Source organism: Virgibacillus sp. M23 (assembly GCF_034190895.1).
Taxonomy (GTDB): Bacteria; Bacillota; Bacilli; order Bacillales; family Amphibacillaceae; genus Virgibacillus; species Virgibacillus salarius.
Genome location: NZ_JAWDHA010000049.1, coordinates 18,593 through 32,975 on the forward strand (window position 1 = coordinate 18,593; position 14,383 = coordinate 32,975).

The following is a 14,383-nucleotide window of genomic DNA, read 5'->3' on the forward strand; positions in this document are numbered from 1 at the left end:
AAATATAATAACGAAATAGATTCAACGGATGTGGCAATAGCATTTACAGTTGTACTGAGGTGGAAAAATATACAAAAGAAGGAAATGTGATTTTATAAGAAGATTGATTATAACCTACTAAGAGTACCACCAAGAAAACGCGAAATTATAAAGGTAAGGAAATTACAATGTTAAAAAGCCCAATTCCTCAGCTTTAATTGAGAAATTGGGCTTTTTTCCCGAAACCCTCTAGCTTTAACTTACTTTCTTGTTACTGTTTCTGAACATACATAATGAAAAAGCAAATCTTCCGTATTTTTTAATGATGATTCATGCGTTCTTTCGAATGCATGAGATGAATCAATTCCAGGTCCAATTAGTCCATGAATAATATCATGACCAGCTCTAATAGCTGCCGAAGCATCGGAGCCATAATACGGGTAAATATCTAATTTATAGCCGATATTATTTTTTTGCGCTAAATCTACTAAATGCTTGCGGAGCCCATAATGGTATGGTCCTGATGCATCCTTCACACAAATAGAAACCGTATATTCGTCAGTGGATTGACCATCTCCCATTGCCCCCATATCTACAGCCAGATATTCTGTTGTTTCTACAGGAATATTTGAATTCCCCCCATAGCCAATTTCCTCATTATTAGAGATGAGAAAATGAGTCGTATAGGGTAGCTCTATGGATTCTTCTTTTAGCCGCTTAATAAGCTGTAGTAAAATACCGACACTCGCCTTATCATCTAAATGACGTGATTTTATAAATCCATTTCCTGTTACCTGTACGCGAGGATCAAAAGAAACAAAGTCTCCAACTTCTATACCTAGTGAGCGTATATCATCAGCATTTTCAACCTTTTCATCAATTCGCACTTCCATATTCTCTTTATCTCGTTTTGCTTCACCCGCATCTTTATATACATGAACCGATGTTTGATGCATTAAAATAGTACCTGTATAATTTTTACCATTGGCTGTATGAATCGTACAGTATTCACCTTCAATTGAATTAAAGTTAAACCCACCGATCAAGTCTAGACGCAATCTCCCATTATTCTTGACTTCTTTCACCATTGCTCCTAGCGTATCGACATGTGCTGTTAGCATACGATGCTCACTATTGTTTTTACCAGGTAAAGTGGCAATTAACCCTCCCTTAAGATTACGTTTTGTCTCTACATTTAATGCTTGAAGAAATTCCTCGACATAGCTGATAACTTGATCGGTATAACCAGATGGACTTGGAATCGATACCAATTTCTCAATAACTCCCTTTGTTTCTGTTACATTTGGATATGTATGCATAATTTTCCCCTCCACGATGGTTTATATATTTTCTTTAGCTATGTTGTCTACGATCCTCTCTGCTGCCCTACGATAATAATTACTCATATTTACGAAAGAAGCAACCAATAATAACTGTGTTAAGTAGTCAGATTTCTCACTATCTAGTGCCACTATATGCTTCGTTACTTCTTCAGACAACAACGACATTTCGTCTTTTAGTTGCCCCATGCTTTCATCGGCCATTTGAACATAACGCTTATATAAGTCCGTTAAATCAAAGCCTTCTTCGGTTATCATTGTGTTTAACGGATCTAAAGTCACCTTTACATCATTTATGGATAAAGCTCCTTTCATTTGATAGATCATGGCAATAAGCATCATATGAACTTTTGAATACTTTTTATTCTCAATAGGGAAAAATAATTTACCCTTCGCATAATTATTGATCATTGTTTTAGTTAGTACTTTTTCATTTTCATCTCGCTTTAAAATACCAAACTTATTTTCAAATAACTGAATAACCTGATCCATATACAAATCCAAGTCTGGGATTTCTTCTAAAGAAAGCTGACTATTTAATTGCATGCCGTCTAAAATGTCTTTATTGTTTTCCATTATTCAACCTCTTTAACGTTTTGTCCTAAACATTTCTATCCTATTATTATACGTGAGAATAAATATGAAGTAAACCTTGACTACATATCAAAATACATATATCATTTAAATATAGTTTTTAAAACTACATCACATTATAAAGGTGTTGGTTACATGTGTATACATATTCGTGAGCCAATTAATGGGCTTACACATTTATTTGGAGCTGTTTTATCCTTCGCTGGATTGCTAGCACTAGTCATAAAAGCAACAGCTACAACAGATTCTTCACTAGCTATTGCAGCTGTAATTGTATTTGGTATTAGTATGACATTGTTATATGCTGCCTCGGCCACCTATCATATGGTGATTGCAAGAGATCAAGTCATCGCATTTTTGCGGCGAATCGACCACTCAATGATATATGTATTAATTGCCGGGACGTATACGCCTTTTTGCCTAATTAGTCTACAGGGGACCTTAGGGTGGGCACTATTTGTGATTGTTAGTACACTAGCAGTACTCGGTGTTGTTTTTAAATTAATATGGTTTCATTCACCTAGATGGCTATCTACTTCATTATATATAGGTATGGGTTGGATTGTTGTATTCTTCAGTTCATCTCTAGCACCAATTATTAATACAAGTGGGATGATATTACTAGTATTAGGTGGTGTTTTTTATACGATTGGTGGCATCATTTACGGGCTTAAACCAAAAATATTATCATTTAAACATATGGGATTTCATGAGATTTTCCACATATTTATTCTAATTGGTAGCCTATTTCATTTTATTTGCGTCTATGGATATGTCTTATAAGGAATTAAAAAACGTGTGGTTTTTATTAAAATGCCCTTTACAAAGGGGGCTTTATATAAACCACACGTTTCTATTATTTAGATTAAAAACAACACCTTCTCAAAAGAACGCTCTCTTTCAACAGGTCCCTTTGAAACATCCTTATTCTTCTAATCCTTCTGAGGATCAGAAGGATTAGATATATCAGATAGAGCTTCTCCAGCTTCATTCTCTAATTGATTATCTACTGCTAAATCTCCTAAAGCAACCATTCCAACAATTTGTCCGTTCTCGACAACTGGCAAGCGACGGATTTGCTGTTGCGCCATAAGCTGCGCAGCTTCATGTGCATCCATTTCTGGTGTACCTTGAACGACTTGTTGTGCTGTCATCACTTGAGAAACCGGAGTTTGGGCAGCTTCTCCCTGTGCTGTAGAACGTAACGTAATATCACGATCAGTAATCATCCCAACTATGCTTCCATGTTGATCTACAACCGGAAGCGATCCAATATTATGTTCGCTCATTAGAGCAGCTGCTTCTTGTATCGATTGTGTATCATTGACTGTATACACATTCGATGTCATAAAATTTCGTAATTGTTGATGCATTAGTATGAACCTCCTTTTTACAGTAGCATTCGTCATTTGGCTTATTTTTATTATAAAATAAAACAAAAATAAACGTGTCACCATGCAGTGACACGAAACATATGCTTACTTCTTAAAGAAAGTAGTAATTAATGGACTTACTTGACCATATATCTTCCCCATTTGCGAGGCAACTTCTGTCATTTTATTAAAATCCAATTGTCCATCTTGATCACGGAATTGGGCAATAATATTTTCTGTTGTAGATGCTTTCTTAGGAGTATTCCTGCCTTGGAGTGGTCTTCCAAACCAATCAGCTTGACGTCTAGGAGGTGCTTGCCTCATTATTGATCTTCTTTGTCTATCAGGAAACATACCTACATCACCTCTTCATTATAGTCTGTTATAGTTTATGTGCTGACATGTTCAGTGATAAGGATATTTATACTAGGATTTATCATCTTCAACAAATTTTTTCTTGTAATGTGCTAATGCTAAAAGCGGGAAAAGGTATTCATAACTGTGATAATGCATGTAAAAGCTACCAGGTAGTGCTTGACCCTTTGGATAGTTTGTCGTCCAATTATTTTGTTTTTCTTGATTAGATAATAAAAAATCCATTCCTCGTTTTATTCCGTTCGTTTTTTTAACCTCAGCAGTAATCAACGTATCAAGCGCCCAAGCTGTTTGTGTCCGTGTGCTTTCCTTTAATGGAATATACGTTTTCTCCTGATCACTTTTACATGATTCCCCCCATCCACCATCTTCATGCTGTATTCGATACAACCAATTAACCGCTCTTCTGATTGAGGCATTCCCTGGATTAATTCCTGCTGCAACTAGTCCTGTTACTGCTGCCCAAGTACCATATATATAGCAAATACCCCACCTTCCATACCAAGAGCCATTCTGCTCTTGATTTTTGATTAACCAATGAACAGCTCGCTTTACTAGCGGATGAGACTGATTCAATTTCGTAAACGTAGCTAGGAATTCTAATGTCCTGCCAGTTAAATCTGCTGTTGAAGGATCAAGTAATAGTAGCTCTGCTCCTTTTATTGGCAACCATGTTAGAAGTAAGCTATCTACATCTTTTTCAAATGCTCCCCACCCACCATCATCATTCTGCATTGCTAAAATCCATTCTACTCCCCTATCCCATATAAAGCGATCCGTATTCTTAGTAAGGACACTTGTTCGTAGAGCTCGTAATGCTGCTGTTGTATCATCATGATCAGGTACTATAGTATTGACGTTGGAAAATCCCCATCCGCCGGGAAGTATATATGGTGTGTGAATTGCCCAATCTCCATAGAACTGTTGTTGTTTAGCACGAATATAATTTGTAGCCTCTTGAATGGTCTTTGAACGCGAAGAAACACCTGCTTCCTGTAAACTATAACTAATGAGTGACGTATTCCAAACAGTGGCAGTTGTAAATTGCATATGCAGTTGATTATCAACGGTGATGATAAAGGATCTTAATCCTTTTATCGCTCGTTTAATAACGGGATGATCCTTCCTGTACCCTCTTGCTATTAAAGCGAAAATCATCAGAAATGTTGAACTAAAATAGGTATTAAATGTTCCATCTGGTTCCACTCGCTGAAGTATATATGTTTCAGCTCTGTTTAACGCTAATTCATGTAATTCATGAGGCAGTCCTATTAATTTTTTTATCCCGCCTTTTAATATAGAAAAAAACGTTTGCCACTCCCGTAAATCTTCTTCCCAATTGGCCTTTCTCTGCATAGTTAGATCCGATAAATTAGGTGATGCAGATGTTGTTAACTGCAACTTTTTATCTGCTACTAGTAATATAGGTATGAAGTGAGCACGAGCGTAGACAGAGAAATCAAAAAGATTAATTGGAAAATAAGCTGGGAGCAATATGCCCTCAATGGGTATCGGTATATGCCTTGGCCAACTATATTGTCCTGTTAAGGCGAGCATTATTTTAGCAAATAATTGAATATTATTCAGTCCACCGTTACTTATTATAAAATGGCGAGCCTTTTGGATATGCTTATCATCTATTGTGTAATAGCCGCTATAAAGTAAAGCATAATAGGCTTCAACTGTAGCTGTAAGATTTCCTGGTCCTTCATCATAAAATAATTTCCATGCACCATTTGCTTGTTGTTTATTTGCAATTCGTTCAGCTAAAGACTTTATCAAATTAGAATCATTGATTTCCAACGTTCGTAATAGAATAATCATATAACTATCAGTTGTTATTCCTGTTTCAAATGGATAAGTCCAAGATCCATCCTGATTTTGCGTTCCTTTCAATTCATCCAATAACTTATTCATCGCTGCTTCCAGTTGTTTATCCATACGATATGTACTCCTTTTTGAAAGCTATTATGGAAAAACATATGCCACTACTACGATGCATATGCCTTAGAGGGAGGTGCTTTATGATAAAATGTATGGTTAAAAAACGAGCAACGAGCAATCGGAAATTAAAAAGACATTTAAAACATATCATTAGACATAGACCTCTGTCTGTTTCTGAATCCGATCTCACCGAATGGGAATTTAACCTCATTCAACAAATCAAAGCAAAAACAAGCAAATTAAATAAGAATAACGTAACAAGAACAAAAGCTTATTACCAATTTTACTGCGTTTATCCGGAAATTCACTGGGCACTCTTAGGTCATCTAGTTTCTAGAAATGGTGGTTGGAATATGACAGACCTTAAAGGAGATTTACTTCCCAGATTAATGACAGAGGCTGAGCGTGAACATTTTTTCTTATTTTTAGAGCGGGGAAACTGGCTCATTTTTCAAGACGTATTCCCACAATGTTTATTATATCAACATAGTCTGATAAATCAGAAGAACTTATTCTACTTACTTCCATACTTGAATGTTTCGGTGTTTATGGAAGCTATTTGGAATGATTTTTGGAAGTTTAGGGATTGTCGAAAATTAGCTATTGCGATGGTCATTAATGAACAGAATTATTTAGAAAATAGAGTCGTTCTAAACAAGCAATTTCAAGAAACCGTATTACACACCATCGAATTTAAACTATACGATGCTTTACGATTCAACCACATTATCTTCCCTAAACTTAGTGAAGTAACTGGTAGGCCTCGGATTATCGGCGAAACACTTTATCAATTCGCTGATCTACATAAACGAATTATGATCGGCATTCGCTTATATGACTTACTTTTTCAACGTAATCCCGTTCTACAAGCTATCTTACAATGGGCAAGTAAGCATCCGCATACGGGTTCGCGGTCTGATTATTGGAAAGATCTATTTCATCCAGTAAATGAATCTGTACCAGGTACCATATACAAACGAAGAACCAAGCATTGCAAGTTAAGAAAGGATGAACCACGTATTTATAGTCCACCATTAAAATTTGCTTGGAAGGATATAGAACATGAGGAGGCAGAAAAAGGGGATTGGTTCAACGACTTTCGAATATTACATTACTTAGATAAAAAAGAAATAGATACAGGTGGGGATATATATGATGATTATTGTAACGACCTCGAAAAAATCGAATTTGCGATTATCGCAAAAAATGCGATCTTCCAAAAGTAAGCGATCTATTCATGCATATATCACTGTAATATTATTCGCCTCACTAATCGGTACTTACTTAGATTTAGTTTGCGTTGAAATGGGGATGTATTCCTTTCCTATACGACTATTTCCAAGACTCTTTTCCATTAATATACTATTTACGCTCATCATTCTCCCAGTAGCTTCCATTTTATTTATCCGTGTTATGCGCCACTTAAAAACCATTCCCCGTACCTTTTTCCTCTTTACATGTAGCTTTCTGATTTGCATGATTGAACAAATAGCTGAACAAGTAGGCTTGTTTGTTCATCATGAGGATTGGAATCACATTTATTCGTTTGTTGGTTACTTCATCTTTTTAGTTGTCATATGGAAGGGATTTAGTTGGTTGTCTAACTAATAAAAGCTTACAAATATAGTGTAGTACTCCTTTCTTAATCATCTGCCATTAGGTAATGTAAAAACTCTATTACACTTTTGCGATTGCTGTTTTTTACTTTTTTATAAGCGTTGCTTACATAATCTCTAATTGTTTTTTCAGATAATTGTAGGGTATTGGCAATTTCTTTATTACTGTAATTTTTATACATTAAATACAATACGTCCATATCTCGCTTACTAACATCTATACCATTACTACATAATTTCTGTTTCAGCTTTTCTTTATTACCAATATTTTTTGGCCCAATTATATCAATCATTTGCTTTGCAATAGCTTCGGAAAAAACAAATTGACTATCGTAAACATTTCTTATGGAATGAACAAGTCCTTCGCCGGTAATAGTACTTACTAAGAACCCTCGTCCTTCTTTATCAATTGCTGTACGAATAACATTCACGTCCACATCTGACATCATAAACATTAAACTTATATGTGAGTAGCTCTCTCTAATTTCCTTTAGCTTAGACTTAATAGATTTCGTAAATTTATTTAACTGTATGAGTGCAATATCAGGTTTAAAATCCTCTAGTTTCTTAAAGATCGTTCGATTATTCGTATTACGTTCAATTTCTAACACTTCGATATCCGGTTCGTTCTCTAATAATAAATGTGTGTTTTGATTTATACCTTCACTCATATTTATGCATACAACTTTAATCATCTGACTTCCCTACTTTTATTTACAGATTGAAAAAATAATCCTGTAGCAATTAAACAACTACAGGATTTAACCATTAAACTTCACGATCTATTAATCTACCCTTTAATGCAATACGCTCTTTTCCATCTATTGTACAGGTGATTAATGTAATTTCCCTTTTATTATCTTTATCCTCAAGAATCTCAACCTTCGTTGCCTCAATAACTTCTGACGAGGTAATCTCATATACATATTTCTTAGTCGCCGTATGAAGAATAGCTTTATCACCTATCGACACTTCTGGCAACTGGCGAAAATGTCGATCACCTCGATATCCACGATGCCCTGCTATTGTAAAGTTTCCCTCACCTGGAGTTTGATTCGGTTTAATCTGAGTTAATGCAATACTCAAATTCGCTTCAGTAGTTTCAGGCAACACCTTTTGTTTTAAGTCGATGGAAGGGATTTCTAATTCAATCACTTGCTTTAATTCTTCTTGTGTGAAGGGCAAATCATCGATTGTAGATAAATCCACTGACTCATCGTCTGATTGCGCTATCAAGGATAACGCGTCTTCAAGAGCATTTACTTCTTTTTGTTGATTCCATTCATAGTATAAAGGAATTGCAACTAAGATGAGTCCGATGAAAATAAACGCTCCCCCAATTATTTTATTTCTATTCATCAATGAACGCATCCCTTTGCTTACCAAAAATTATACTTGTTTACGTCTTCGGAACACGACTATCGTTCCAATCATTATTGACGTAATTCCTAATATCAACAAATACCTAAGCCATTCTTCTCCAGTTTGTGGAAGTTTATTATAGGTTGGCGTAGTATCTTCTGGTTTGTCGGTTCCTGATAGTGTAGCTTGATTTGTAGCAGTTAACCTGACAAGGTCTGATTGACCTTTTTCTATCTTGAATGGAATCGGTGTAGAATCCAATTGATAGCCTATCGGTGCTTTTGTTTCCACAAATTGATAGCTTCCAGGCTTTAAATTATCTACGGTAATTTGACCTTGCGCATCCGTCAGTAGCCCTTGCTTCAACGTCTTACCATTTGCATCTTGAAGCTTGAATTCAGCGTTTGGCAACAGCTTATCGCTATTACTATGATCAACTTTGGTAAGTACAACAGAGCCTGGAATTATTTTATTTTCTACATTTAGTTGAACCAATTTGACATCCGCTTCTGTTTTACTTTTCTCGATTGTAAATGGAATGGATGTGTCATCTAAATAATAGCCAAACGGAGCTTTTGTTTCGACAAACCGATAGTTTCCTGGTTTTAAATCGTCTACAACTAGCTTTCCAGCTTTATTTGTTGTTAAGCCTTCTTGTAGTATATTTCCTTCTGCATCCTCCAATGTAAATTCCGCACCAGATAAAGATATATTACTGTTATCTGCATCTACCTTCGTCAATTCCACCTTACCAGTAATCCATTCATTTTCTGCAGTAATAGATAATGGTTCAGCTTGACTTTTCTTAACTTCAAATTCAATTGGTTTTTGATCTAATTGATAATACGCTGGTGCTTTTGTTTCTACAAATTGATAATGACCTGGTCGTAGATTGTTTATCAGAAGTTTTCCATCTTCATTCGTTGTCATTCCTTTTTTGATGGTATTCCCATCCTTATCTTGTAATTCAAATACAGCATTCTCTAGGAATTTTTCATGGTCATATTTGTCAACTTTCGTTAATTCTACTGAGCCAGGAATGAGTTGATTCGTAACCTGTACCTTTGTAACATGGACAGTATCTTCCGTTTTACTTTTCTCAATGGTAAACGGTATCGGTTTTTGATTTAGCTGATAATGTTCTGGTGCTTTTGTTTCTACAAATTGATAGTTTCCTGGTTGTAAGTTATTAACAACCAACTTTCCATTACCATTCGTTGTTATGTCTTCCTTCATCAGGTTTCCTTCATTATCTAATAAGTTAAACGTTGCACCTTCAAGTACGATTTCCTTATTATCACTATCAACCTTTGTTAATTCTACCTTACCCCTTATTAATTGATTAGGAGCTTCAACTAAAATCGTTGCTGTTTCTCCATCTTTCACCGTAAATGGAATTGGTTGATGGTTACGTTGGTAAAACGTTGGTGCTTTTATTTCCACAAATTGATAGTTACCAGGTTGTAAGTTTCCAACAAATATCTCGCCCGCATCATTCGTTGTTAAAGATGGGTGAACAATCGTTCCATCTGCCTTTTCTAGCTTAAACGTCGCACCTTTTAACACTTTTGCATGATCTTTTTGATCAAATTTAGTTAATTGAACAGAACCTAGTTTTTCATTTTCTGCTGATAAATAAATAGCTTCTGTTTGTTTATCATGAATAGAAAACGGAATAGGTTTTTCACTCAATTTGTACCCATCCGGGGCTTTTTTCTCCATAAACCTGTACTCACCTGATTTAAGCTGATCGATAAAGATGATCCCCTGATCATCTGTTGTTAATTCTGCAATTTCTTCATACGTGTCTCCAACTTTTTCTTGTAATGAAAAAACTGCACCAGCTAATACTTCATTCGTCTCTTTGTCTTTTTTCGTCAGTTCTACTGCACGGATTATCTCGGTGTTCGTAACCGTTAGCTGATTCCCTGTTTTTTCATTGTTTCCTTGCTCAAAAGGCTGATCAATCGTAATAGTTTGTTGCTTATTATCTATCAAATATCCATCTGGGGCCTTTTCCTCTGTTAAAATATAATCTCCATATAGCAATCGATCAAAAGCAACTACGCCGTCTTTTCCAGTCGTTAGCCTATCAATAACTACACCACTATCTTTATCTACGAGAGAAAATACTGCTCCTTGTAATGGCACCCCTGTTGCTTTATCCGTTTTCGTAACGGTCAGGTGTCCAATTTCACCTGTACCATCACCCATCCCAGAGGTACGTCGTACTTGAACCGTTTCACTTGATTCATGCTCAACGATATCAATGTTCTCTCCGTTAAACGATACGTCATTTTTTATTTTAGATCCAGGTTTAGCTAGAATAAGTGATTGATATTCCAAGATATACGCTTCATTGATTTCTTCTGAAAATGTAAGTGTAAAAGAATCAGGATTTTTATGAAGTGTTAACGTATAATCTTTGTCGCGCTCTAATTTATCTTTCTTTGCTACTTTCCCATCCTCACTTATCGTTGTAGCGTACACATCAAATGAGCTTTCCAATAACGATTGGTTCTCACTAGGGTTATCAATAACCGTAGCGTTGGTAACCCGAGACTGTCCAAAATTAATATTTACCTTCCAATCAATAATTTTGCCATTTTGTTTCCCTGTCTTTGTTGTATACTTTCCTCCATGCGGAATGGCAACAGAAGCATGTAGATCCGTCTCTTTTGTTTCACCATTGTATAAAGTTGCTGTATTTTCATAGCTCGCGTCTACAAGATCTAAATCCTTAAGGCTTGTTTTATAGACGATTTTATACGGTGAATGAATTTCCTGATTAAACGAAATTTGAAAACCTGGAGTTCCATCCTTGTCTTTAATCCAACTTATGGAGTAGTCTTCACTTGGTACATGCTCTTCGACTTCCGTTCCATTTTCGCCGCCAGTCAAATTCATCTTATATATGGTAATCGAATCTTTTACTAGCCGCTGATTTCCTTGAATGAAGTCTTTTATAATAGGATTTTCGATTGTTTTTAAATTATAGTTTACTCCAATATTCCAGGTGATTTCTTTATCTACCGCATTATAGGAGCCATACTTAAACCCGTTCGACTGTGTATACTCATCTGGTTTAAATTGCTTGCTTGTCTCTTGCGTTTTTGAGCTTCCGTGTTCATCCGTCCAATTAAATATTGCCTTATTTTCTAAATAATTCTTCCCTTTATCCGCTCTTGCTTCGTAAATAAATTCGGTAGTGTATGTTATGGTATGCGGCGTATTTATTTGATTGTTAAACCGAATTTCAAATTGATTAGCTTCATTTTTAATTAATGTATAGTCTTTTCCTTCAACAAGTTCCTTATTCTCAGTTGTAATTTTAAGCGTTTCCGGTTTTAAGATTAGCCCTTCATTCGTAAATACATCGGTTAAAACCACATCGTTCATTGGGTGCTTATCTTTATTAAATGTAACGGTCCAATCCACGGTTTTATCCTTATAATTTGGTGTTCCGTGACTCTTAAATAAGATTTGTTGGCCGATATTCTGACTACCCTCTGCGTTATGATTGCCAGTTTCTACTTTATTCGTTATTTTTTCATTTTCAAAAACGCGTTCGGACGCTTTTGTTTGATAAGTAATTTTATAGGCAGATGTAACATTTTCATCAAACTGTAGATGAAATCCATTTTTTCCTGCTTCTGTCTTAGCGGTTACTGTATAATTCTCAAAATCTTCACCATTACCTACCTCATTACCATCTTTATCAATAGTGATCTTCTTAACGTCAAAAGAGCTCTCGACAAGGTCTTGACTGGTGTTAAAAAAGTCTTTTAATAGAGCATCCTGCTGTTTAATTGTTTTTTCATTATAGTTGTATTTAATTTCCCATGTAATTATCTGATTTTCTTTATCGTAGGCTATTGATTGTTTTTCTAAAGGACTGCCACGCTTGACATTTACCGTAGCATCTGCAGATTTTGGTTGTTGGTTATCAGAAACCAAACTTGCTTCATTATGAAATGCCTTCTGATCTTCATCTGTAATTTCTGTTTGATATACTAACCGATAAGCAGTATGAATATCCTTATCAAAAACAATGGTAAAATCTTCACCGTTCTCCGTCTTACCTATTGTATACGTATTAGGATTCACTTCTTCTCCCAATGATACTTCCCCATTTAGCTTTGTATCTAGATGATAGAGTTTAATGGAGTCAGCCAATAAGGATTGACCTGCCTGAATAGGGTCTTGTAACAGTGGATTCTTGAGTGACTCTAGACTTTTATTAAAGTCGACTGTCCACTCAATTGTCTCCGCATTATAATCACGATTTGGTATTCCTTTTTTCTCAACAGAAGGTCCAATTGGTAGAAATTCGATTGGGATCGTAACCGATTCTTTACCCTCAATTGGTGTAACGATCACTTCTTTCTCTTCTGTGATAATAATATCTTCACTTAACTCCGTCCAGATCTCGATAGAGCCATTGATGTTTGAAAAGTCTTCAATAAACTTCGTGAACGTAATGGTAGCTGATCCACTCTCATTAACAGAGAAATACCCGATTGTTTCTCCGTTAAAATTCATTTCAGCTTTATCAATACTGTTATATACTTTAAGCTCCTTTGGAACGTCAAAGTGAAATTCATCTCCAGCTTTATATCCATGATTATTTGCAAGTTCCCATGTATAATTGATGGATATAAGCGAATTAATATCTGGTTTTTCAACTGCATTACCGTCAGTATCCTCATAGGATAATTCAGCACTTGTAAGAATGTTTTCCATTATTTCTTTTTTGGCGGTAAGTTTATTCTTTTTCTCTGTACCCTCACTCTGTGCCGTATCTGATTCACTGCTTTTTTCGCTTTTACGTTCTACATGATCATCTTCTTTAGGGAGATTGTCCTCAATGGTAGATTTTTCTTCTTGCTTTTCGTTAGATTCAGTGTCTTTGTGGGGTTTTTCTTCTGCTTCCTCTTCCAATGCTTGCTGATTATCCGTTTCATTGGTCAAGGCAGGGGAATCTTGATGCGCAAGATCTATAATAAATGTCCCACTTGCACGAGGTGCATTCACTATTTCCTCATTGAAGGTTATTGTTATCGTATTATTCGTATCTGTATAATACGATCCAACCTTCTTACCTCCATTTGTTACTTCTCCTTGATAATTCTTTTCCATGTCTACACCAGTAGGCAAGTCATGGATGTAAGCTTTATCTTTTTCTACTTCTAATCCTTCAATAGACCAACTTACTTTCATACTAGAAGCCTTTGTGTCTTGATCCATAATAGGATTACCTGCTTCATCTAAAAGCTCTATCTTCTTTACAATTCCAGTCTCAGCGCCTTGAGCATGACTCTGAATCGGAAATGCTAGACTGCTAGATATAGTTTGCAAAAGAAGCAATAGACTAAAAAGCACATATAGGGATTTTTTCACTACACTATCATCCTTTCTTTTCTCATTAAAATAAAAATAATGGGCATATCGAATCAATTGCCCTTCCGACTTGAAATGGTAACAAAGTAACCTCTACAAAATCTTTACATTTACATAACATTTCCATTATGTAATCGAAACCAAATCATTAAAACTGGGCCTGTAATCCGTTTTTGAAAAGAACAAAAGTGCAAGCACCCGATTAGAAACGTATTAAGAAAAACTGAGCAAAATTCGCTCAGTCCTTATCACTACATGCTCCGATTTACGCTTCCTCTAGTAGCTATTATGGAATAATAGCTACTGCTTGCTTGACCACCACTCCGGCTGCCCACTTCTCTTTCCGTGGGGTTTGTCCTTCAGCTAACTTTTTTAGCAAAACCCGCTCAAAAAAGTGGAT

At 35.7% G+C, this 14,383-nt stretch carries 11 protein-coding genes; 3 read left to right on the plus strand and 8 right to left on the minus strand.

Annotation, left to right across the window (positions count from 1 at the left end; genetic code table 11):
- Nucleotides 1-239: 239 nt before the first annotated feature.
- Nucleotides 240-1,298 carry a M42 family metallopeptidase gene (locus RVS70_RS16255; RefSeq protein ID WP_321134036.1) on the minus strand — a complete coding sequence of 353 codons (1,059 nt, stop codon included), beginning with the start codon at nt 1,296-1,298 and terminating at the stop codon, nt 240-242.
- 21 nt (nt 1,299-1,319) lie between these two features.
- Nucleotides 1,320-1,895 carry a DUF1836 domain-containing protein gene (locus tag RVS70_RS16260; RefSeq protein WP_026679999.1) on the minus strand — a complete coding sequence of 192 codons (576 nt, stop codon included), beginning with the start codon at nt 1,893-1,895 and terminating at the stop codon, nt 1,320-1,322.
- A gap of 153 nt (nt 1,896-2,048) precedes the next feature.
- Between RVS70_RS16260 and trhA the strand changes: the two genes are divergently transcribed.
- Nucleotides 2,049-2,696 carry a PAQR family membrane homeostasis protein TrhA gene (gene trhA / locus RVS70_RS16265; protein WP_205388790.1) on the plus strand — a complete coding sequence of 216 codons (648 nt, stop codon included), beginning with the start codon at nt 2,049-2,051 and terminating at the stop codon, nt 2,694-2,696.
- Between the two features lie 149 nt (nt 2,697-2,845).
- On the opposite strand, the gene RVS70_RS16270 is transcribed toward trhA, so the two are convergent.
- The 3 genes from RVS70_RS16270 to shc all read right to left on the minus strand — a co-directional run bounded on the left by RVS70_RS16270 (nt 2,846) and on the right by shc (nt 5,602).
- Nucleotides 2,846-3,286, minus strand: coding sequence for a CBS domain-containing protein (locus tag RVS70_RS16270; protein ID WP_026679997.1), 441 nt, complete (start codon nt 3,284-3,286; stop codon nt 2,846-2,848).
- Nucleotides 3,287-3,391: 105 nt separating this feature from the next.
- A complete protein-coding gene (locus RVS70_RS16275) occupies nt 3,392-3,640 on the minus strand; it encodes a YppG family protein (protein ID WP_026679996.1) in 249 nt (82 codons plus the stop codon).
- A 72-nt stretch (nt 3,641-3,712) separates the two neighbouring features.
- A complete protein-coding gene (gene shc / locus RVS70_RS16280; protein WP_205388791.1) occupies nt 3,713-5,602 on the minus strand; it encodes a squalene--hopene cyclase in 1,890 nt (629 codons plus the stop codon).
- Nucleotides 5,603-5,685: 83 nt separating this feature from the next.
- On the opposite strand from shc, the gene RVS70_RS16285 reads away from it, so the two are divergent.
- The gene (locus tag RVS70_RS16285) at nt 5,686-6,831 is read left to right on the plus strand and encodes a DUF2515 family protein (RefSeq protein ID WP_166529754.1); all 1,146 of its coding nucleotides are present in this window, start codon (nt 5,686-5,688) and stop codon (nt 6,829-6,831) included.
- Nucleotides 6,812-7,213 (plus strand): CBO0543 family protein, encoded by a 402-nt coding sequence (locus tag RVS70_RS23415; protein ID WP_414617181.1) that lies wholly within the window; start codon nt 6,812-6,814, stop codon nt 7,211-7,213. Before RVS70_RS16285 ends, RVS70_RS23415 begins: the two co-directional genes overlap by 20 nt.
- A 34-nt stretch (nt 7,214-7,247) precedes the next feature.
- On the opposite strand, the gene RVS70_RS16290 is transcribed toward RVS70_RS23415, so the two are convergent.
- From RVS70_RS16290 to RVS70_RS16300, 3 genes are all read right to left on the minus strand, one after another.
- Nucleotides 7,248-7,916 carry a response regulator transcription factor gene (locus RVS70_RS16290; protein ID WP_026679993.1) on the minus strand — a complete coding sequence of 223 codons (669 nt, stop codon included), beginning with the start codon at nt 7,914-7,916 and terminating at the stop codon, nt 7,248-7,250.
- Between the two features lie 73 nt (nt 7,917-7,989).
- On the minus strand, nt 7,990-8,580 hold the full coding sequence (locus RVS70_RS16295; protein WP_026679992.1) for a class D sortase: 591 nt from the start codon (nt 8,578-8,580) through the stop codon (nt 7,990-7,992).
- A gap of 30 nt (nt 8,581-8,610) precedes the next feature.
- A complete protein-coding gene (locus RVS70_RS16300) occupies nt 8,611-13,983 on the minus strand; it encodes a SpaA isopeptide-forming pilin-related protein (protein WP_321134042.1) in 5,373 nt (1,790 codons plus the stop codon).
- Nucleotides 13,984-14,383 lie beyond the last annotated feature (400 nt).

Bases quoted from the DNA above. Each gene is read 5' to 3' on its own strand.
- trhA (WP_205388790.1), top strand. From the start codon at position 2,049: ATGTGTATACATATTCGTGAGCCAATTAATGGGCTTACACATTTATTT.
- RVS70_RS16275 (WP_026679996.1), bottom strand. From the start codon at position 3,640: ATGTTTCCTGATAGACAAAGAAGATCAATAATGAGGCAAGCACCTCCT.
- RVS70_RS23415 (WP_414617181.1), top strand. From the start codon at position 6,812: ATGCGATCTTCCAAAAGTAAGCGATCTATTCATGCATATATCACTGTA.
- RVS70_RS16255 (WP_321134036.1), bottom strand. From the start codon at position 1,298: ATGCATACATATCCAAATGTAACAGAAACAAAGGGAGTTATTGAGAAA.
- RVS70_RS16295 (WP_026679992.1), bottom strand. From the start codon at position 8,580: ATGAATAGAAATAAAATAATTGGGGGAGCGTTTATTTTCATCGGACTC.
- RVS70_RS16270 (WP_026679997.1), bottom strand. From the start codon at position 3,286: ATGCATCAACAATTACGAAATTTTATGACATCGAATGTGTATACAGTC.
- RVS70_RS16260 (WP_026679999.1), bottom strand. From the start codon at position 1,895: ATGGAAAACAATAAAGACATTTTAGACGGCATGCAATTAAATAGTCAG.
- RVS70_RS16285 (WP_166529754.1), top strand. From the start codon at position 5,686: ATGATAAAATGTATGGTTAAAAAACGAGCAACGAGCAATCGGAAATTA.
- RVS70_RS16290 (WP_026679993.1), bottom strand. From the start codon at position 7,916: ATGATTAAAGTTGTATGCATAAATATGAGTGAAGGTATAAATCAAAAC.
- shc (WP_205388791.1), bottom strand. From the start codon at position 5,602: ATGGATAAACAACTGGAAGCAGCGATGAATAAGTTATTGGATGAATTG.